At 69.6% G+C, this 18,079-nt stretch carries 22 protein-coding genes and 3 tRNA genes; 12 read left to right on the top strand and 13 right to left on the bottom strand.

What is annotated here, in order from left to right; genetic code table 11:
• Positions 1-69 precede the first annotated feature (69 nt).
• The 7 genes from AB0E77_RS02445 to AB0E77_RS02415 all read right to left on the bottom strand — a co-directional run bounded on the left by AB0E77_RS02445 (position 70) and on the right by AB0E77_RS02415 (position 2,809).
• Positions 70-246 carry a pRL2-8 gene (locus AB0E77_RS02445; RefSeq protein WP_361564436.1) on the bottom strand — a complete coding sequence of 59 codons (177 nt, stop codon included), beginning with the start codon at positions 244-246 and terminating at the stop codon, positions 70-72.
• Positions 243-560, bottom strand: coding sequence for a hypothetical protein (locus AB0E77_RS02440; protein ID WP_361564314.1), 318 nt, complete (start codon positions 558-560; stop codon positions 243-245). Before AB0E77_RS02440 ends, AB0E77_RS02445 begins: the two co-directional genes overlap by 4 nt.
• On the bottom strand, positions 560-907 hold the full coding sequence (locus AB0E77_RS02435) for an RRQRL motif-containing zinc-binding protein (RefSeq protein ID WP_361564312.1): 348 nt from the start codon (positions 905-907) through the stop codon (positions 560-562). The genes AB0E77_RS02440 and AB0E77_RS02435 overlap by 1 nt, the downstream gene beginning before the upstream one ends.
• Positions 907-1,815: a DUF2637 domain-containing protein gene (locus tag AB0E77_RS02430; protein ID WP_361564309.1), complete on the bottom strand. Its 909-nt coding sequence runs from the start codon at positions 1,813-1,815 to the stop codon at positions 907-909. The genes AB0E77_RS02435 and AB0E77_RS02430 overlap by 1 nt, the downstream gene beginning before the upstream one ends.
• Positions 1,812-2,258 (bottom strand): Pycsar system effector family protein, encoded by a 447-nt coding sequence (locus AB0E77_RS02425; protein WP_361564306.1) that lies wholly within the window; start codon positions 2,256-2,258, stop codon positions 1,812-1,814. The genes AB0E77_RS02430 and AB0E77_RS02425 overlap by 4 nt, the downstream gene beginning before the upstream one ends.
• A complete protein-coding gene (locus tag AB0E77_RS02420) occupies positions 2,255-2,524 on the bottom strand; it encodes a DUF6284 family protein (protein ID WP_361564303.1) in 270 nt (89 codons plus the stop codon). The genes AB0E77_RS02425 and AB0E77_RS02420 overlap by 4 nt, the downstream gene beginning before the upstream one ends.
• 108 nt (positions 2,525-2,632) lie before the next feature.
• Positions 2,633-2,809, bottom strand: coding sequence for a hypothetical protein (locus AB0E77_RS02415; RefSeq protein WP_361564301.1), 177 nt, complete (start codon positions 2,807-2,809; stop codon positions 2,633-2,635).
• A gap of 641 nt (positions 2,810-3,450) precedes the next feature.
• On the opposite strand from AB0E77_RS02415, the gene AB0E77_RS02410 reads away from it, so the two are divergent.
• A complete protein-coding gene (locus AB0E77_RS02410) occupies positions 3,451-4,581 on the top strand; it encodes a helix-turn-helix transcriptional regulator (RefSeq protein WP_361564298.1) in 1,131 nt (376 codons plus the stop codon).
• On the opposite strand, the gene AB0E77_RS02405 is transcribed toward AB0E77_RS02410, so the two are convergent.
• Both AB0E77_RS02405 and AB0E77_RS02400 read right to left on the bottom strand, forming a co-directional pair.
• Positions 4,565-5,353, bottom strand: coding sequence for an NUDIX domain-containing protein (locus AB0E77_RS02405; protein ID WP_361564296.1), 789 nt, complete (start codon positions 5,351-5,353; stop codon positions 4,565-4,567). The genes AB0E77_RS02410 and AB0E77_RS02405 overlap by 17 nt on opposite strands.
• Before the next feature lie 655 nt (positions 5,354-6,008).
• Positions 6,009-6,920, bottom strand: coding sequence for a hypothetical protein (locus AB0E77_RS02400; protein WP_361564293.1), 912 nt, complete (start codon positions 6,918-6,920; stop codon positions 6,009-6,011).
• A 283-nt stretch (positions 6,921-7,203) separates the two neighbouring features.
• Between AB0E77_RS02400 and AB0E77_RS02395 the strand changes: the two genes are divergently transcribed.
• A tRNA-Tyr gene (locus AB0E77_RS02395) sits at positions 7,204-7,297 on the top strand.
• Positions 7,298-7,375: 78 nt separating this feature from the next.
• On the top strand, positions 7,376-7,588 hold the full coding sequence (locus AB0E77_RS02390) for a hypothetical protein (protein WP_361564291.1): 213 nt from the start codon (positions 7,376-7,378) through the stop codon (positions 7,586-7,588).
• A 19-nt stretch (positions 7,589-7,607) separates the two neighbouring features.
• On the opposite strand, the gene AB0E77_RS02385 is transcribed toward AB0E77_RS02390, so the two are convergent.
• Together AB0E77_RS02385 and AB0E77_RS02380 are read right to left on the bottom strand one after the other, a co-directional pair.
• Positions 7,608-8,264, bottom strand: a complete 657-nt coding sequence (locus AB0E77_RS02385) for an NAD(P)H-binding protein (protein WP_361564288.1) — start codon at positions 8,262-8,264, stop codon at positions 7,608-7,610.
• 156 nt (positions 8,265-8,420) lie between these two features.
• Complete coding sequence (locus tag AB0E77_RS02380; protein WP_361564285.1) at positions 8,421-9,698, bottom strand: amidohydrolase family protein; 1,278 nt, start codon at positions 9,696-9,698, stop codon at positions 8,421-8,423.
• Between the two features lie 238 nt (positions 9,699-9,936).
• Between AB0E77_RS02380 and AB0E77_RS02375 the strand changes: the two genes are divergently transcribed.
• The 9 genes from AB0E77_RS02375 to AB0E77_RS02335 all read left to right on the top strand — a co-directional run bounded on the left by AB0E77_RS02375 (position 9,937) and on the right by AB0E77_RS02335 (position 15,145).
• Positions 9,937-10,009 (top strand) — tRNA-Thr (locus tag AB0E77_RS02375).
• 46 nt (positions 10,010-10,055) lie between these two features.
• A tRNA-Met gene (locus AB0E77_RS02370) sits at positions 10,056-10,128 on the top strand.
• Positions 10,129-10,217: 89 nt separating this feature from the next.
• Positions 10,218-10,382, top strand: coding sequence for a 50S ribosomal protein L33 (gene rpmG, locus AB0E77_RS02365; protein ID WP_003948671.1), 165 nt, complete (start codon positions 10,218-10,220; stop codon positions 10,380-10,382).
• Between the two features lie 134 nt (positions 10,383-10,516).
• Positions 10,517-10,969, top strand: coding sequence for a MaoC family dehydratase N-terminal domain-containing protein (locus AB0E77_RS02360; protein ID WP_361564283.1), 453 nt, complete (start codon positions 10,517-10,519; stop codon positions 10,967-10,969).
• A 2-nt stretch (positions 10,970-10,971) separates the two neighbouring features.
• Positions 10,972-11,391: a MaoC family dehydratase gene (locus AB0E77_RS02355; protein ID WP_361564280.1), complete on the top strand. Its 420-nt coding sequence runs from the start codon at positions 10,972-10,974 to the stop codon at positions 11,389-11,391.
• 112 nt (positions 11,392-11,503) lie between these two features.
• A complete protein-coding gene (locus AB0E77_RS02350; protein WP_361564278.1) occupies positions 11,504-12,073 on the top strand; it encodes a TetR/AcrR family transcriptional regulator in 570 nt (189 codons plus the stop codon).
• Positions 12,074-12,182: 109 nt separating this feature from the next.
• Positions 12,183-13,622: a DHA2 family efflux MFS transporter permease subunit gene (locus AB0E77_RS02345; protein ID WP_361564276.1), complete on the top strand. Its 1,440-nt coding sequence runs from the start codon at positions 12,183-12,185 to the stop codon at positions 13,620-13,622.
• A 27-nt stretch (positions 13,623-13,649) separates the two neighbouring features.
• Complete coding sequence (locus AB0E77_RS02340) at positions 13,650-14,030, top strand: DUF3291 domain-containing protein (protein WP_361564274.1); 381 nt, start codon at positions 13,650-13,652, stop codon at positions 14,028-14,030.
• Between the two features lie 59 nt (positions 14,031-14,089).
• Positions 14,090-15,145, top strand: coding sequence for a UDP-N-acetylmuramate dehydrogenase (locus AB0E77_RS02335; RefSeq protein ID WP_361564271.1), 1,056 nt, complete (start codon positions 14,090-14,092; stop codon positions 15,143-15,145).
• 364 nt (positions 15,146-15,509) lie between these two features.
• Here AB0E77_RS02335 and AB0E77_RS02330 read toward each other — a convergent pair whose 3' ends face one another.
• Entirely contained in the window at positions 15,510-16,541 is a 1,032-nt protein-coding gene (locus tag AB0E77_RS02330; RefSeq protein ID WP_361564268.1) for an adenosine deaminase, read from the bottom strand.
• A 134-nt stretch (positions 16,542-16,675) separates the two neighbouring features.
• Complete coding sequence (locus AB0E77_RS02325) at positions 16,676-17,902, bottom strand: pyridoxal phosphate-dependent aminotransferase (protein ID WP_361564265.1); 1,227 nt, start codon at positions 17,900-17,902, stop codon at positions 16,676-16,678.
• Between the last annotated feature and the right edge of the window lie 177 nt (positions 17,903-18,079).

Raw genomic sequence — 18,079 nt, 5'->3', positions numbered from 1 at the left:
GGCCGGGTCCGTCGCAGGGGACGGCCACCCCGGGCGTGAGACATGCGGGCGGTCACACGGCGGGGCTGGTCACCACCAGCGGGACGGCTTCTTGGGCACGAGGTAGGGGTGGCCGTTGACCATGTGGTCAACGCACTGCGGGCAGTCCTCGCGCGGCTTCAGCGTGCGGTGGATGCGCCGGTCGTGGGCGTGCTGCCAGCACTGCGGGCACTCACCCGGCGGCGTTTCCCGGGCGGGCACGGTCACCACCACCCCGACGACTTCTTGGCCGCCTTCGCCTTCGCGGCCTCGGTCACGATCCGCTGTCGCTCCGTCGTGAGCGCGGCGATCTCCGCGATGAGCCGGGTCTCCGCCGAACCCCACGCGGTCTCCAGCTTGCGTTCCGCACGGGCGGGGCTCTTCCCTCGCACGACCTTGTAGCCGCCGCTGGCCAGACCGGCGAGCACGGCACGGCGCTCGCGTCCGTCCAGCGGCCACATCTCGCGGTTCTGCACGGCCGCCAGCTTCCGGTTCGCGAGCTGAATGGCGCGGTCCAGGCGGCGGGTGTCGGGCTTACCCATCAAGCACTCCTCAGGGAGTCGGAAGGTTCGGCAAAAGCGCAGGTCACGCATGCGCCGAGTGCGGCGGGGATGATGTAGCCGGCGTCCGTGCGGCATTCGGGGCAGGTGCGGCGGGCCCGGTTCGCGGCGTCCAGTGCCGCCCACCGGGCCGGAGTCATCGGCCGGACAGGCTTGGCCAGGTCGACGCGGTAGAGGTAGGCGACCAGCGGCCCGCGCCGACGGCGCGGCCGTTCGAGTTGCGCGGCCACGTCCTGACCGCCGGGCCGCAGCCCGCGGGCACGGAGTTGGCGGCGGGTGGCGTAGCCGTCCGGGGCCAGGCGCCACCGGAACACCGGCAGCGCCCCCATCACGCCACCGCCTCAGCCGTGGCGCGTTCGGCGAGGATCGTGTCCCGCAACGTCCGGGCGTTCGCCGGCGAGGTGCGCACCTCCCGGCGGATGCCCTCCGCGGTCACCTTCGCGTCCGGCCAATCGGCCGTCACCGCGCGCGCCTCGGCGAGCAGCTCGTCACGGGTGCGCTTGGGCCGGGTCGGCTTCGCCGCCTCGGGCACGCGGCCGGTGGCGCGGCGCGGTCGGGTCGACTCCGCGGCCACCGTCGCACGTCGCTCGATCCGCTTCACCGGTGCGACAGGGGCCGAGACGAGCGAGGGGAGCGGCTTGGCGGGGAGAGTCGACTTCAGGAAGCCCACGGCCACCGGACGGGGCAGCGCGGTGACGTTCGGGGAGATCGGCGCCTGGGTCGATACCGCGAGGTCAGCCGTAGACCGTTTCATATCGGTCTCGGTCGATTCCTCCGCATTCGTGATCGGTGTCGGGATCGGCGTGGGCCGGTGATGCAGCACCTTCGCCACGAGATCGGAACCGAAGTAGATCGACCCGACCGGGAGCGACGTGGCGAGCAGTACCAGCGCCCAGTTCGCCGGGTCCCACTCCGCGAGCCGTGACCAGTCGACCGATCGGCCGTGCAGTTCCGGGACCAGACCGTGCACGTAGTTCAGGACGAGCGAGGCGACCGTGTAGGCGCCCAGCACCCGCAGCGCGAAGCGGCGGGCGTCGTCGGTGAGGACGAGGGTGGCGACCAGGGCGAGCGCCATCAGACCGTCGACCACGAACGGATACAGCGTCGCCGCCGTGGCGTCCGCACCGACCGCACCGGCGATGTCCCGCAGCGCGTTCCACGACACCCGGAACGCCATGGCGACCACGGCGACCAGCGCGAGCACCAGGGCAGCACGGCCCCTGCGGTGAAGGCTCATGCCGCACCCCCGACAGTGAGCAGGGCGGCGACGATGAGCAGCGCGCCGCCGGCCATGGTCAGGTCGACCGCGCGGCGCAGGCACGTGAACTTGGCGACCGCGAGCCGGGACAGTCCGGCAATGTCAGCGGCCAGATCGGAGGTGACAGCGTCGCTGATCTGTTCGGCGGTGAGGGTGGCCCACAGGGGGAAGCCATGCCGGCCGCTCAAGTTCGGGCGCACCGACCGCAGCAGCATGCCAGCCGCGCCAACGAGCAGGGCCAGCCCGACGCCGCCCGCCACGATCACGGGGACAGTCAGGGGAAGGTCGCGGGCGACGGTCCAGGTTCCAGCGAGCACCGCGCCGACGAACGCCAGCAGCAGCGCCGTCTTCGTGTCCGTCCGCGCGATCTCCGCCTTCACCTCGGCGTGGGCGGCGGTCAGGTTCCGATCGGTGGCACTCACGCGGCACCCCCGGGAAGGCTCGCACCGGCCGCGGAGTTGACCAGCGCGACGCGGGCGGCGAGCGCACGGCGGCGGGCCCGACGGATACGGCGGGCGTCCAGCTCGGTCGGCGTGCGATACAGGGTGACGATGTGCGCGTCCAGCAGGTCGACGTCCGCCAGGATGACGGGCATTTCCCGCTCGATCGCGTCCAGCTCCGCGTCCGTCGGCTCCATGAAGTCGGCGAACGCGGTAACAGCGTCCTGAACAGTGACGATGTGGTCCATGGGTCGTGGTCTCCCTAGCAGGTGAAACGGCCCGAACAGCGCCCCCGGTGTTCCAGCACCGGGGGCGCGCGCCGTTGAGAGTGGAGCCCGCGAGGCGCGGGCCGGGGGTTAGCGGCGGCGGTTGACGTCGCTGATCTTGACGTTCTCGCCGTAGCCGTCACGGAGACGGACGAGCTTGAAGTAGCTCCCGCCGACGTCCGTGATCCGGTGCGTCTCACCCCTGTGCTGCACGTCCGTGCCGACCTGGTCGACGTGCGGATGCTTGGGGTTGGTGATCCTGCGCATAGCCCTGTCTCCTCGGATCGTGGGAGTGAGTGGGCGGCGCCCGTACGCACGGCGGCGAACGGGCTTCCGGCTCCCCGCACTCCCGCCCGTACGTCCCCACGCGGTGCGCGCGCCGGACGGGCGGGAGAGGCAGCCGGCCGCAGCGTCAGCGCTGCGAACCAGAACGGACCGAACTACCGAAGGCACCGCCGGCCGGTCCGAACGGGCGGCGCCTGGATATGTCGTCGGTACACACCGACCTCCCGCGTTCGCAGGGACATCAAGGGGCGCGACTACCTGCCGCGCGGTCCGTCTTTTCGACTCGGGGAGACGGGGCCCACCTATGCAGTTCTCAAAGAGCCGGCACTTCCTTCGAGCCCGTTTCACGGAGCCCTCCGGGCGTTGCCATGCGCCTGATTTCAGGAGCACCCCTGGCAATCTGGTGCGCACCAGTAGAGTGCATCTGGTGCGCACCAGTGTCAAGGTGGTTCGCTGAATCGGGTGGCGTCTGACCGCTGTGTTGCATCTCCAGAAGACCTCTGGAGGCAGGGGTGTCGGTAGCCAACAAGGCTTAACTGGCGTCCTGTTAACCCCTGTTGACCTGCGGCGACATGCGTCATGCTGGCAAGGTGGCGCGAGGAACCAACGCCGGGAGGTGGCCCGTGAGTACGGGACTTCGTAGCGCGCGGACGGCGCGCGGGTGGTCTCAAGAACGCCTGGTTCGCGAGATCGAGCAGTTCGCCCGACGGAACCTCGGAGATGTTGCGTCGACCGCCAGTTTGCGGGTCTACGTGTCCGAGTGGGAGAACGGCAAGCGCACCATCTCCGACCGGTACGCGCGTATCCTGCGACAGCTCCTTGGCGTCACGGACGGGGAGCTGCGGGATAACGCCCCGGCGCCTGCGGCACCGATCGCAGACGGCTACGACGATCTTCTGAGCCGGATCGACTCGGCTAGCAGCGTCGGCGAGTCCATGGTGAAGGCATTCAGCGACCAGACTGAGCTACTGCGCACCATGGACCGCCAGAGGGGGGCTGCGGCACTGGTCGATCAAATGACCGGCCACCTTTCCGCCCTTGAGGACGCGCTTAACTTCGCCGTACTGCCTGCCGCGCGTCGGCCGGTGGCACTCGCGCTCGCCGGCGCAGCGACCCTGGCAGCCTGGCAGGCGATTGACTCGGGGGCGATTGAAAGGGCGTGGCGGCACTATGAACTCGCGAAGCGCGCGGCGCGCGACGCTGAGGCGCCCATGTACCTGGCTCACGCCATGGGTGAGCAGTCCTACGTCCTCTGTGAGGCAGGTCGGCCAGCGCTCGCAGTGGACCTCGTGCGGGACGCGCAGCGCATCGCCGGGCAAGCCGGTTCCGTTCGGCTACGTGCGTGGCTGTATGCCGCGGAAGCAGAGATCTGCGCGCACGCCGGAATGCCAGACGACTGCCGACGGGCATTGGAAGCAGCCTTTGCCGCCATTCCACCGGGCCCTGAGGACCGGGACCCAGACATGCTGAGCATCTTCCTGAACGATGCCCACCTCGCCCGGTGGCAGGGCAACGTGCTCGCCTTACTCGGGGAGGAGTCGGCGGTAACCAGCCTTTACGGTGCGCTTGAGGTCATGGACCCGACCTTCGTGCGCGCCCGGGCCGGTCTGCACGCCGACCTGGCCCAGGCGCATCTCATCCGAGCCGAGTACGACGACGCCGGCACGCACCTGCGGCAAGCTCGCCTGTTGGCGGGCCGGACCGGTTCGGTCCGGCAGCGCCGCCGCGTCGACATGCTCAGCGCGCGACTGTGACCCCTTGCGCGCGCCGACTGGCCAGGATGTGCAGTAGGGCAACGAGGGTGCCAGACCCCATCAGCTCACCGCGGGCCATGAGCCCGGGGATGTCTGCGAGGGGGACCCACTCGATGTGGCTGGCTTCCTCCAGGTCGGTCGGTTCACCAACCCTCTCCGCTCCGTGACCGACGAAGATTTCGTGGGGTGAGTCGACCATGCCGACCATGGGCTGATAGCTCACGATGTGTTCGAGAGCCTTTGGGCGCCAGCCGGTCTCTTCGACTACTTCCCGCAGCGCCGTGTCCGCAGGTTCCTCACCGGGGTCAACGATGCCACCGGGAAGTTCCCAGCCGAATTGTTGAGGCACGAAGCGGTACCGCCACATCATGAGTACGCGGTCCTGGTCGTCCAGAACGGCGGTCACCGCTACATGATGCAGTTTCACCACGTGATGCTCGAACGACTTCATGCCGGGGGGCTCCACGTCCCAGAGCTGAAGCTTCACCCACCGGTTGTCGTACAGGTCGCGCTCGCCATGGATACGCCATGGCTCCACACCCTCCGGTCGCTCGACACTCACGGCGCCTGGTACTCGGTACGAACTGCGCCCCCGCACCTCCAGGGCCCCCTCGGCAACCAGGCGGGCGAGGACCTGCCGTAGTGCCGTCCGGCCGATTCCGAGTTCTGCGACCAACGTACGTTCGGAAGGGAGTTTGTCCCCCGGGGCATACTCGCGGGCCGTGAGACGCTCCCGCAACGTCTCGTAGACCTGAGTTGTTTTCGGTCCCATCCGCGAAACACCCTCCGTTCTGAAGTGGTGCGTACCAGCGTACCCGAAGCGATTACGTGGTCAGCAAGAGAGACGCGAGGCACGCTGGTATCGTCACTGAACCGCGATTCTGAAGATGCATGTAATCCGCTACCGCTCACGGCTTCTCTCTGCGAGGGATAGGACCAACCCGGCGCAGCTTACAAACAGCCCCAGCAAGCTCGACACGACGGAAGATGTGATGACGCTTGTTAGCGTAAAAGATCCGTCCTTTTGATCGTCGATCCCGATTGCGACCGTAGCCGTGACCAGAATTGTCATAAGGAAAAGGCTGGTCGCAAGAAGAATCTTACTGATTCCAACTCGTGCATCAGCGAGTTGATTCTCTCGCTGCCTCTCATCTTGCGTGCTTGCGCTTCGCCTGCCGAACGCTGCCATGATGGCGACTGCGGCCAGAGCGAAACCTAGAAGTCCACTGGAAGAGCCAGTGAGTGAGGAGTATATTTCTTTGCGATTCTCTGCTTTTATTTTCGCCAGCAGTAAAGGGTCACCCTCGGTGTAATGGAGGATGGTGAGGACGAGTTCTGTGAGTAGGAATGAGAGAAACGGAAGGATCCAAAGATTTCGGTCAATCCACTGCCCGACTCGTCGCAACACGCAGGCCCCCCACTGCTAGCTATCCGTTACCTCGCATCTGCTGTCCTTGTACGGCAGAGGCAATCTTTCCGTCGCGCTGGAATGTCTGGTAGGTCTGTTCGAGAGCTCGAAAGACCTCATTTGGGTTTGGCATCGACGGCACGGTGGAGCTCCTGGCAAACTCAGTCTCAGTCTGCAGTCGCTCCTGCAAGAGATTAACGGTCTCGACTCTCCCCGTCGCACTGCTTCGTCCACGGATTACCATGTTGCTTACAAAATCGTCGGCCTGCTCAGCTAGAGCAAAAATCTGCTCTTCGGTCTCGCCATCTAGATACCGATCGCGTGGGCCGTAGCGCCCCATGCCAAGAGTGAAGCGAATGGAAGGCGCTCGATGTCCAAAAGTTTCTGGGATCAGAGTTCCAAATACACCTCCTGAGTTGTCGGGGTGTCGCTTGGTCATGGCGACCTCTACTGACCTGATTTGTCCTTGAAGTGCTTTTAGCTTGGTGAGCATGTCCTCCCGGTAGAGCGCATCGAACTTGACGTGCGCGTTCATCTTTCGGCGCAAGAAGAGTGAGAGTCGGGAGAGCCGGGGAACCTCCTTCGCGTAGTCTTGTGCGCACGTTCCGTCAGGCCAAAGGGAAACGTGGCTAACGTCGGCCGGATATTCGTGAGCTCGAAGGGATATCGGGCTCACGCTTCCCGCGCTATCCCACTTGAAAGGCCTATTGTCTGCGTTGCGCAGCGCAAAAAGCCTGAAATTAGTCGGCTCTCCGTCCGAGCCAACCTGTACCACTTCCACAGCCGTTACAGCGTCACCGCTGTCGAAGATGGCGAAGTCTCCGTTGTCGGCGATCTTGGAGTGCAGTCGAGCTGCGACGTCGCGCGGATCAAAGTCAGGCTTCCCGCCCACCGAGCCCCAACTGTGGAATACCAGCTTGCGCTTCAACATGACGCCATGTTAGCTCCCTCAACTCCGATCAAGCTACGGACAGTTACCTGCCGTAACCGATTGTACGTTCGATTTACTATAGGTTCAAGGCCTCCTAGCTGCAGAGATGAGGGCTTTCGATCTTCGTCCGGGCGGTACAGCGCGAGGGCTGCCTGCGTGCTGAGGAAGGTCGGCGGCCTAGGCCCACTTGCTGAAGGCTATGGGGGGCCACTGACAACGAGGCCTGCCCTGGTGGGAGTGGGGAGGTCGTTGAGTCGTGGGGCATGAGGGGGTGCTGCGTGACGGCGCGGCTTGAACGCGCAGGTGAGGTGGCTCTGGCCGCGCAGACTGTAAATCTGCCGGCTCAGCCTTCCCAGGTTCGAATCCTGGCGCCGCCACAAGACCGAAAGGGTCTGTGACCAGCAGTAATGCTGTTCACAGACCCTTTCGGCGTTCACGCGTCCTACGCTGGGGCCATGTCGTCGCGTCGCAGGACCTGCCCCGAGTGCCGCCGGGAGATCGCCGTCGTCGCCGGGCGTTTCGCGCGGCACGACCCGCCCGGAGCGCGGGCCGCCGGGGAGCTCGTGTCCTGCCCCGGCTCCCGGCGGTACGCGGCGTCGGACGCCGCGCAGCCCGCGCTGGACGGTTACGCCGTCCCGGAGTTCCCCGGACAACTGCCCCTGTTCTGAGGGGCGTTCCGCAGGGAGTTCAGTTCCCCGCCACCGACTTCACCGCGACCGACACCGGCGCCGGGCCGCTGATCAGCTCAAGGGTCAGACCGGCCGTCGCCGGGGTGTCGACAAGTTCCGCCAGCACGGCGGCCACGTCGTCCCGCGGGACCGGGCCGCGGCCGGTGTGGGCCTCCAGACGCACCAGGCCGGTGCCGGCGTCGTCCGTGAGCCGGCCGGGCCGCAGGATCGTCCAGTCCAGCGCCTCCTGCGCGCGCACGTACGCGTCCGCCTCGCCCTTGGCCCGCAGATACGCGTCGAAGATCTCGTCCCCCGTGTGCGCCGGGTCGGCGCCCATGGACGACACGATCACATAGCGCCGTACGCCCGCCCGGACGGCCGCGTCCGCGAAGAGCACCGCCGCCGCCTTGTCCACCGTGTCCTTGCGGGCCGCCCCGCTGCCCGGGCCCGCGCCCGCGGCGAAGACCGCCGCGTCCGCGCCCCGCAGCCGCTCCGCGACCTCCTCGACCGAGGCCGACTCGAGGTCGAGCACGACCGGTTCGGCACCGGCCGCGCGCAGATCATCGGCCTGCTCGGCCTTGCGGATGATGCCCGCCACCTCGTCTCCGCGCGCGGCGAGCAAGCGCTCCAGCCGCAGCGCGATCTGACCATGACCACCAGCGATGACAATGCGCATGTCTTCGACCGTACGCCCCGACGGCCGCCCACGCCGCACGACTTCGGCCGCTTCCGGCGCGCCCCACGGCCACCTCTCGTCGCCCTCAGTCCGCGCTCCGCCCCTCAGTCCGCGCTCCGCCCCTCAGTCCGGCCCCCGCCCCTCACTCCGGCCCCCTCACTCCGGCCGCTCCCCGCGCCCCTGCCGCGGCAGCCCCAGCTCCGCGGAGGCCGTCGAGTCGCCGTACTCCCGTACCGCGCTGGTCCGTGCCACCACCCGGCCCCGGTGCACCACGATCCGGCCGTACGCCAGCGACAGCGCACCCGAGAGCCGGTCCCCGCGCACCGCGAGGAGTTCGGCCGGGAAGCCCGCCTCCACCCGCACCTCGGGCAGGCCCAGCGTCGCCCGTGCCGCGCCGCTCACCGCGTCGTAGGCCTCCTCGGGCCGCAGCCCGTGGCGCGAGGCCAGCAGATACGCCGCCTCCAGCGGGTCGCCCCGCCCGACCGGGTTGGACACGTCCCGCAGCGCCCCGCTCCCGGCGGCGACCCGCACCCCCGCAGCCCGCAGCAGCCGTACCGGAGCGATGCCTTCGCGCCGGTCGGCACCCCCGCCATCGCCCTGGGCGCAGGACCCCTGCGGCAGACACAGCACGGCGACCCCGGCCGCCGCCAGCTGGTCCGCTGCCCGGCCGGCCACGTCGGCGGGCAGCCGCCCCAGGCCGTCGCAGGGACCGAGGGTCACCCCGGGACGCAGTCCGCCCGCCATCGCCGCCAGCCGGGCCAGCCGCGCCGGGTCGGCGGCGTCGGTGTGCAGGTCGACGGGGCAGCCGTGCTCGGCGGCGACCTCCAGGACCGCCTCCACGTACCCCGCCGGATCAGGATCCAGGTCCGGACACCCGCCCACCACGTCCGCGCCCATCTTGACCGCGTCCCGCAGCATCGCCAGCCCGTCCGCCCCGGCCACCCCGGTCAGCACCCTCGGCATGGCCACCGCCGTCAGCTCGGCCAGCCCGCGCAGCGTGCGCCGCGCCCGCAGCACGGCGATCAGGGCGCCCAGCCCCGAGACGTCACCCACCCGCACATGGGCCCGCAGCGCGGTCGCCCCGTGCCCCAGCTGGAGCAGGACGGCCTCGGTGACCCGGCGCTGGACGTCCTCGGGCTGGTGAGACACCGGGCCGGGCGCGTCGGCCGTGAGCGCCGTGTCGCCGTGGGCGTGGGGTTCCGCGGGGGCGGGCAGCAGGAGGTACCCGGTGAGGTCGACCCGGGTGCCGGGCCCGGAGGGGCGGGCCGCCGTCAGGCTGCCGGCCGTGCCGACCGCCTCGATGCGCCCGCCGCACAGCCGTACGTCCACGACGCGGCCGTCGGCGAGCCGTGCCCCCGACAGCAGCAGGGAGCCGTGTCCGGCCGGGCCCGAGGGGAAGGGCGAGTGGGGCGGCTGCGGCTGGCTGTCGGGCATCGCACTCCTCTGGGCTCGGGACTGCGCAGTGGCGAACGCAAGATCACGCAGAGTGCGGTCGAGCCTAGGGCGGTGACCTGCCCGCGGCGCGGAGGAGCGCAATAGTCGTACCGGTCCGGGCCGCGCCGCACAGGGCAGCCCCCACCGGGCCCGTCAGGGCTGCGGGGACGGGACGGGGCAGGGTCCGCGAAACGGATTTGGGCGAACGGCGGGCGACCGTGTAATGTCTTCATCGCTCGCCCCAATAGCTCAGTCGGCAGAGCGTCTCCATGGTAAGGAGAAGGTCAACGGTTCGATTCCGTTTTGGGGCTCTGGTGTGAGAGGTTCCCGCCGCAAGGCGGGACCCGATCGCATCACAGCGGTGTAGCTCAGTCGGTAGAGCAAGCGGCTCATAATCGCTGTGTCACCGGTTCAAGTCCGGTCACCGCTACTTCTGGTAGCCGATTGCGGGGTCGGTCCTTCAATCGGCTACTCTTTCCTGCGTTAATACCATCAATCCGTTCGTCAAGGAGCACTCACGTGGCTGCCACCGACGTCCGCCCGAAGATCACGCTGGCCTGCGTGGAGTGCAAGGAGCGGAACTACATCACCAAGAAGAACCGGCGTAACAACCCGGACCGTCTTGAGATGAAGAAGCACTGCCCGCGTTGCAACGCGCACACCGCGCACCGCGAAACGCGATAAATCAGGCTCGTACGCGAGGCCGTCCCCGTAGTTTGGGGACGGCCTCGCGTCGTTGTGTCCGGCGGCGGCAAGCCGTAGAACGGCAGCAGTAGTCGCAGCAGCAGTAGTCGCAGACAGCAGGAGGTTGCGAGCCCATGGCGCTCGACCAGTCGTTCGTGGGGCGGACCTATCCGCCCACCGCGCCCTACGAGGTGGGACGGGAGAAGATCCGCGAGTTCGCGGAGGCGGTGGGGGACGCCAATCCGGCGTACACGGACGCGGAGGCGGCGAAGGCGCTCGGCCACCCGGATGTGATCGCTCCGCCGACCTTCGTGTTCTCGATCACGTTCAAGGCGGCCGGCCAGGTCATAGAGGACCCGCAGCTCGGCCTGGACTACAGCCGGGTGGTGCACGGGGACCAGAAGTTCACCTACGTCCGCCCCGTCCGCGCCGGTGACCGGCTGACGGTCACCTCCACCATCGAGGCGATCAAGTCGATGGCCGGCAACGACATACTGGACATCCGCGGCGAGGTCCACGACGAGGCCGGTGAGCACGTCGTGACCGCCTGGACCAAGCTCGTGGCCCGCGCGGCCGAGGAGGCGTGAGCATGATCGCGTACAGCGACGTCGAGGTCGGCACCGAGCTGCCCGCGCAGAGCTTCCCCGTGACCCGCGCCACGCTCGTGCGCTACGCGGGTGCCTCCGGCGACTTCAACCCGATCCACTGGAACGAGAAGTTCGCCAAGGAGGTCGGTCTGCCGGACGTCATCGCGCACGGCATGTTCACCATGGCCGAAGCCGTCCGCGTCGTGACCGACTGGACCGGAGACCCGGGCTCGGTTGTTGAGTACGGCGTCCGCTTCACCCGGCCCGTCGTCGTCCCGAACGACGACGAGGGCGCCGTGATCGAGGTCAGCGGCAAGGTTGCGGCCAAGCTCGACGACAACACCGTCCGCGTCGACCTCACGGCCACCAGCGCCGGTCAGAAGGTCCTCGGCATGTCCCGCGCGGTCGTCCGGCTGACCTGAGCCGGAGCCGGTACGCACGAGGGGCGTCCCTGACCGGGGGCGCCCCTCGCATGTGCCGGGCCCCGACACGACCGCTTGACGGAGTTAGTGATTGAGTACTAACTTAATTCTCATGGCCCGGATGAGTGCAGAGGAGAGGCGCGAGAGCGTCGTCCGCGCGGCGATGGCCGAGTTCGCGCGAGGTGGCTACTACGGCACCTCCACCGAGGCGATCGCCAAGCGCGTCGGTGTCTCCCAGCCGTATCTCTTCCGGCTCTTCCCGGGCAAGAAGGCGATCTTCCTCGCGGCGGCGGACCGCTGTGTGGACGAGACCGTCCGGATGTTCGAGAAGGCCTCCGAAGGGCTGCACGGCGAGGACGCGCTGCATGCCATGGCCGAGGCGTACCGGGTGGCCATCACCGAACACCCCGAGCGCCTGATGATGCAGATGCAGATGTATCTCGCCGTGGCGGCCGCCGAGCAGGAGGGCGACCGCGAGTTCGGCGAGTCGGTGCGCACCGGCTGGATGCGGCTGTGGGACACGGTCCACCTGCCGCTGGGGGCCGACGTGGACGAGACGACGCACTTCCTGGCCTACGGCATGCTCATCAACTGCCTGTCGGCCATGGGCTTCCCGCCCGAGCACCGGGTGTGGGAGGGGCTCTACCTGTCCGCACGACCGGCGGGTGGACCGAAGGAGTAGGGGAATCGGGGCGCAGGCTCGCCCCGTGCTCGCATGGGCACAGAAGTTAGTGATCAATAACTACTCAAGTATCCGACGTTCGAGCATCGAGCATCACTCTGGGGGAGAGATGTCACAGCAGAACGCACGCCGCGGGGGCGCCGCCTGGACCCTCGTCATCACCAGCGTCGCCGGTTTCATGGCGGCCCTGGACAACCTCGTCGTCACCACCGCCCTGCCCTCCATCCGCAAGGACCTGGGCGGTGCGCTGCACGACCTGGAATGGACCGTGAGCGCCTACACGCTCACCTTCGCCGTCCTGCTGATGTTCGGCGCGGCCCTCGGTGACCGCTTCGGCCGCCGCAGGCTCTTCCTCGTCGGCCTCACCGTTTTCACCGGGGCGTCCGCGGCGGCGGCCATGGCACCCGGCATCGACTCGCTCATCGCCGCCCGGGCGGTCCAGGGCGCCGGCGCGGCGATCATGATGCCGCTGACGCTGACCCTGCTGACGGCCGCCGTGCCCGCCGAACGGCGCGGGATGGCGTACGGCGTCTGGGGTGCCGGCAACGGCCTGGCCGTAGCCTCCGGACCGCTGGTCGGCGGCAGCCTCACCGAGCACATCTCATGGCAGTGGATCTTCTGGCTCAACGTTCCTCTCGGCCTGGGCCTGCTGCCGCTCGCCCGCCTCCGCCTCGCCGAGTCGCGCGGCACAGGTGCACCGCTGGACATCCCCGGCACGCTGCTCGCCAGCGGCGGACTGTTCGGCATCGTCTACGGCCTGGTCCGCGGCCCGCTCGACGGCTGGACCGGCGCCGTCGTGCTCACCGCCCTGTTCGCCGGTGCGGCGCTGCTGACCGGCTTCGTGCTCTACAGCACCCGCGCCAAGAACCCCATGCTGCCCATGCGGCTGTTCCGCTCCCGGGCCTTCTCCGGCATCAACGCGGCGAGCCTGCTGATGTTCCTGGGGATGTTCGGCTCGATCTTCCTGCTCAGCCAGTACATGCAGGGCGTGCTCGGCTACTCGCCCACCGAGGCCGGCCTGCGCATGCTGCCCTGGACCGGCATGCCCATGCTGGTCGCGCCGATCGCCGGCATCCTCTCGGACCGGATCGGCGGACGCCCGGTCGTCGCCACCGGGCTCTTCCTCCAGGCGGCCGGCCTCGGCTACCTCGCCTCCGTGGTCACGGCCGACGCCGGCTACGCCGCCCAGCTGCCCGGCCTGATCACCAGCGGCATCGGCATGGCCCTGTTCTTCGCCCCCGCCTCCGCCCTGGTGATGTCCAGCGTCCTGCCGAAGGAGCAGGGCATCGCCTCCGGCGCCAACAACGCCCTGCGCGAGGTGGGCGGCGCGCTCGGCATCGCGGTCATGTCATCGATCTTCGCGGCGCAGGGCGGCTACGAGTCCGCGCAGACCTTCGTCGACGGGCTGCGGCCCGCGGTCGCGGTGGGCGCCGGCGTCGTCGCCCTCGGCGGCGTCACGGCCCTGCTGATCCCGGCCCGCCGCACGGACCGTACGGCGGGACCGCTCGCGGCGGCGTCCGAGCCGGTCAAGGCCACGGCATCCCACTGAGACAGCGGAACCCGGAAGGAGCCCGTCGTGCCGACCCTCCCCTGGATCACCCCGAACCGCCCGCCCCACTCCACCGAGGTGCACGTCTTCGCCTCCCGCTTCGAGACCCGCACCCTGTGGGGAGCGCTGAAGTTCCTCGTCCGCACGCCGGCCGTGTGGCGGCAGGTGCGCGGCGCGCCCGGCGTGTACGGCGCCTCCCTGAAGGCCGAGCCCCTGAAGCGGACCTTCTGGACCCTGTCCGCATGGGAGTCGCCCGAGGCCCTCAAGACCTTCGCCCGCTCCGGTACCCACGCCCCGACGTCCCGGGGACTCGCCCCGCAGATGCGGGACGCGAAGTTCGCCGCCTGGTCCGCGTCGAGCGACGACCTGCCGGTGAGCTGGACCGACGTCAGGCGCCGCCTGAGGTGAGACACCCGGACGACGACGCCCCGGCCCGACGGCCGGGGCGTTCTCGTAGGCTGGGGCCCGTGCAGGAACTCCACGACGCCCCCCTCGCCCCGCTGACCACCTTCCGGCTGGGCGGCCCCGCGACCCGCCTGATCACGGCCACCACCGACGACGAGGTGATCGCCGCCGTCCGCGAGGCCGACGACACCGGTACCCCCCTGCTGCTCATCGGCGGCGGATCCAACCTGGTCATCGGCGACAAGGGCTTCGACGGCACGGCCCTGCACATCGCCACGCGCGGCCTCTCGCTCGACGGCACGACGCTCGAGCTCGCGGCCGGCGAGGTGTGGACCGACGCCGTCGCCCGCACCGTGGAGGCCGGGCTCGCCGGCGTCGAGTGCCTGGCCGGCATCCCCGGCTCGGCGGGCGCCACCCCCATCCAGAACGTGGGTGCGTACGGCCAGGAGGTCTCCTCCACCATCACCGAAGTGATCGCCTACGACCGCAGGAACCGCGAGACGGTCACCCTCGCCAACGCCGACTGCGCCTTCGCGTACCGCCACAGCCGCTTCAAGGCCGAGCCCGACCGCTACGTCGTCCTGCGCGTCCGCTTCGCACTGGAGGACGCCGGCGGGCTCTCGGCCCCCCTGCGCTACGCGGAGACGGCCCGCGCCCTCGGTGTCGAGACCGGCGGCCGGGTGCCGCTCGGCACCGCCCGCGAGACCGTGCTGAAGCTGCGCGCCGGGAAGGGCATGGTGCTGGACCCCGAGGACCACGACACGTGGTCGGCCGGGTCGTTCTTCACCAATCCGATCCTCACGGAGGAGGAGTTCGCGGCGTTCCGCGCCCGGGTGGCGGAACGGCTCGGGGGCGAGGTGGAGCCGCCTGCGTTCCCTGCGGGGGAGGGGCGTATCAAGACATCCGCCGCCTGGCTGATCGACAAGGCGGGCTTCACCAAGGGATACGGCGCGGGGCCGGCGCGTATCTCCACCAAGCACACGCTCGCCCTCACCAACCGGGGTGAGGCGACGACGGAGGATCTGCTGGCCCTGGCGCGGGAGGTCGTGGCCGGCGTGCGTGCGGCGTTCGGCGTCACGCTGGTCAACGAGCCGGTGACGGTGGGCGTCAGCCTGTAGCGGAGGGCGTCGGGCCGGCATGGTGGTCTGGTCGTGCCCCTGGGGGTTCAGGCACTGGGGGAGGCACGACTGCCCGCAGCTAGGGCGGCGGCGCGGCTGCCCGCAGCCGGGTGCGGTGGGGGACGACGGAAAGCCGCGTACGGCGAGAAGGGGTCGTGTCGGGGGGTGTCCGCCCGCAGCGGTTGGCGCGTCAACGCCCCGCCTGCTGCCAGGAGACCGATTTCGCGCCGTTCCGAGGACGGACACCCCCCGGCGCGGCCCCGACCCACCACCGGACCGAACGCGCTACACGCACCCCCACCGAACCCGCACAGGCCGCCGCAGGCATGGCACGGCACGGAACCCCGAACCACCACCACCACCATCAAGCCGCCAGCCAGTCGTCCACCCCCGCCAGCAGCTTCGTCTTCACGTCCTCCGGTGCCGCCGACCCCCGTACGGACTGCCGGGCCAGTTCCGCCAGCTCCGCGTCCGTGAACCCGTGGTGCTCGCGCGCGATCTCGTACTGCGCCGCCAGCCGCGACCCGAACAACAACGGGTCGTCCGCGCCGAGCGCCATCGGCACCCCCGCGTCGAACAGGGTCCGCAGCGGCACGTCCTTCGGCTTCTCGTACACCCCCAGGGCCACATTCGACGCCGGGCACACCTCGCACGTCACCTGCCGGTCCGCGAGCCGCTTCAGCAGCCGCGGGTCCTCCGCCGCCCGCACCCCGTGCCCGATCCGGTCCGCCTCCAGATCGTCCAGGCAGTCCCGCACCGACGCCGGCCCCGTCAGCTCACCACCGTGCGGCGCCGACAGCAGCCCGCCCTCCCGGGCGATCGCGAACGCCCGGTCGAAGTCCCGGGCCATACCCCGCCGTTCGTCATTGGACAGCCCGAACCCCACCACCCCCCGGTCCGCGTACCGCACCGCCAGCCGCGCCAGCGTCCGCGCGTCCAGCGGATGCTTCATCCGGTTCGCCGCGACCAGCAGCCGCATCCCGATCCCGGTGTCCCGAACGGTCGTCTCCACCGCGTCCAGGATGATCTCCAGCGCCGGGATCAGCCCGCCCAGCCGCGGGGCGTACGACGTCGGGTCCACCTGGAGCTCCAGCCACCCCGAGCCGTCCCGCAGATCCTCCTCCGCGGCCTCCCGCACCAGCCGCTGGATGTCCTCCGGCGTCTGCAGGCACGACCGCGCCGCGTCGTACAGCCGCTGGAAGCGGAACCAGCCCCGCTCGTCCGTGGCCCGCAGTCTCGGCGACTCCCCGTGGCTCAGCGCCTCGGTCAGCGTCTCGGGCAGCCGCACGCCGTGCTTGTCGGCCAGTTCCAGCAGGGTGGTGGGCCGCATGGACCCGGTGAAGTGCAGATGCAGATGGGCCTTCGGCAGTTCAGAGACATCACGTACACGCTCCATCCGCTGATCCTGCCGCACGACACGCCCGGCCCGACAGCACTTTCCCCGTACGGGCTCTTGCCCGCACAAACGAACGGAGCACCCCGCGACGTCACCGACGTCACGAGGTGCTCCGTACGAAGCGGAGGGACAGGTCAGTCCCGTGCCTCCGCCAGCAGCTTCTGGATCCGGCTGACGCCCTCGACCAGGTCCTCGTCGCCGAGCGCGTACGACAGCCGCAGATAGCCGGGCGTGCCGAAGGCCTCGCCGGGCACCACCGCGACCTCGGCCTCCTCCAGGATCAGCGCCGCCAGCTCCACGGAGTCCTGCGGGCGCTTGCCGCGGATCTCCTTGCCGAGCAGCGCCTTCACCGACGGGTAGGCGTAGAACGCGCCCTCTGGCTCCGGGCAGACGACGCCGTCGATCTCGTTGAGCATCCGCACGATGGTCTTGCGACGCCGGTCGAAGGCCTCGCGCATCTTCGCCACCGCATCCAGGTCACCGGAGACCGCGGCCAGCGCCGCCGCCTGCGCGACGTTGGACACGTTGGACGTGGCGTGCGACTGGAGGTTCGTGGCGGCCTTGACGACGTCCTTCGGGCCGATGACCCACCCGACCCGCCAGCCGGTCATCGCGTACGTCTTGGCGACACCGTTGACCACGATGCACTTGTCGCGCAGCTCGGGCAGCAGCGCCGGCAGGGACACGGAGACGGCGTCGCCGTACACCAGGTGCTCGTAGATCTCGTCGGTCAGCACCCACAGCCCGTGCTCGACGGCCCAGCGGCCGATCGCCTCGGTCTCGGCCTCGCTGTACACCGCGCCCGTCGGGTTCGACGGCGAGACGAAGAGGACGACCTTGGTCTTCTCGGTGCGCGCGGCCTCCAGCTGCTCCACGCTCACCCGGTATCCGGTCGTCTCGTCGGCGACGACCTCGACCGGCACACCGCCGGCCAGCCGGATCGACTCCGGGTACGTCGTCCAGTACGGCGCCGGGACGATGACCTCGTCGCCCGGGTCGAGGATCGCGGCGAACGCCTCGTAGATGGCCTGCTTGCCGCCGTTGGTGACCAGGATCTGCGACGGGTCGACCTCGTAGCCCGAGTCGCGCAGCGTCTTCGCGGCGATCGCGGCCTTCAGCTCGGGCAGTCCGCCGGCCGGCGTGTAGCGGTGGAACTTCGGGTTCTTGCAGGCCTCGATCGCGGCCTCGACGATGTAGTCGGGCGTCGGGAAGTCGGGCTCACCGGCGCCGAAGCCGATCACCGGTCGCCCGGCGGCCTTGAGGGCCTTGGCCTTGGCGTCCACGGCGAGGGTGGCGGACTCGGAGATCGCGCCGACTCGGGCGGAGACCCGGCGCTCGGTGGGAGGGGTTGCAGCGCTCATGGCCCCATCGTTCCAGACCGGAAACTTCCCCGGCACACGGGTTTCACGGACTGAACAGCACCGGACCAAGGCCTGAACACCAGTCCGGATGTGCTTTCTGTTCGACGCCCGGCCCGTGAGCACGTACACTCTCACCTCGTTGGCCTTCAGCGGCCCGTGATCACTCGGTGCACACCA

It is taken from the genome of Streptomyces sp. NPDC032940, assembly GCF_040636935.1.
Classification (GTDB): domain Bacteria; phylum Actinomycetota; class Actinomycetes; order Streptomycetales; family Streptomycetaceae; genus Streptomyces.
Note: the sequence above shows the minus strand (reverse complement) of the source record. Positions and strands in the feature narration are given on the sequence as shown.

Coding starts and splice junctions, on each gene's coding strand:
- AB0E77_RS02345 (WP_361564276.1), top strand. CDS start 12,183: ATGTCACAGCAGAACGCACGCCGCGGGGGCGCCGCCTGGACCCTCGTC.
- AB0E77_RS02440 (WP_361564314.1), bottom strand. CDS start 560: ATGGGTAAGCCCGACACCCGCCGCCTGGACCGCGCCATTCAGCTCGCG.
- AB0E77_RS02415 (WP_361564301.1), bottom strand. CDS start 2,809: ATGCGCAGGATCACCAACCCCAAGCATCCGCACGTCGACCAGGTCGGC.
- AB0E77_RS02420 (WP_361564303.1), bottom strand. CDS start 2,524: ATGGACCACATCGTCACTGTTCAGGACGCTGTTACCGCGTTCGCCGAC.
- AB0E77_RS02350 (WP_361564278.1), top strand. CDS start 11,504: ATGGCCCGGATGAGTGCAGAGGAGAGGCGCGAGAGCGTCGTCCGCGCG.
- AB0E77_RS02400 (WP_361564293.1), bottom strand. CDS start 6,920: ATGTTGAAGCGCAAGCTGGTATTCCACAGTTGGGGCTCGGTGGGCGGG.
- AB0E77_RS02435 (WP_361564312.1), bottom strand. CDS start 907: ATGGGGGCGCTGCCGGTGTTCCGGTGGCGCCTGGCCCCGGACGGCTAC.
- AB0E77_RS02360 (WP_361564283.1), top strand. CDS start 10,517: ATGGCGCTCGACCAGTCGTTCGTGGGGCGGACCTATCCGCCCACCGCG.
- AB0E77_RS02385 (WP_361564288.1), bottom strand. CDS start 8,264: ATGCGCATTGTCATCGCTGGTGGTCATGGTCAGATCGCGCTGCGGCTG.
- AB0E77_RS02380 (WP_361564285.1), bottom strand. CDS start 9,698: ATGCCCGACAGCCAGCCGCAGCCGCCCCACTCGCCCTTCCCCTCGGGC.
- AB0E77_RS02330 (WP_361564268.1), bottom strand. CDS start 16,541: ATGGAGCGTGTACGTGATGTCTCTGAACTGCCGAAGGCCCATCTGCAT.
- AB0E77_RS02405 (WP_361564296.1), bottom strand. CDS start 5,353: ATGGGACCGAAAACAACTCAGGTCTACGAGACGTTGCGGGAGCGTCTC.
- AB0E77_RS02390 (WP_361564291.1), top strand. CDS start 7,376: ATGTCGTCGCGTCGCAGGACCTGCCCCGAGTGCCGCCGGGAGATCGCC.
- AB0E77_RS02430 (WP_361564309.1), bottom strand. CDS start 1,815: ATGAGCCTTCACCGCAGGGGCCGTGCTGCCCTGGTGCTCGCGCTGGTC.
- AB0E77_RS02325 (WP_361564265.1), bottom strand. CDS start 17,902: ATGAGCGCTGCAACCCCTCCCACCGAGCGCCGGGTCTCCGCCCGAGTC.
- AB0E77_RS02355 (WP_361564280.1), top strand. CDS start 10,972: ATGATCGCGTACAGCGACGTCGAGGTCGGCACCGAGCTGCCCGCGCAG.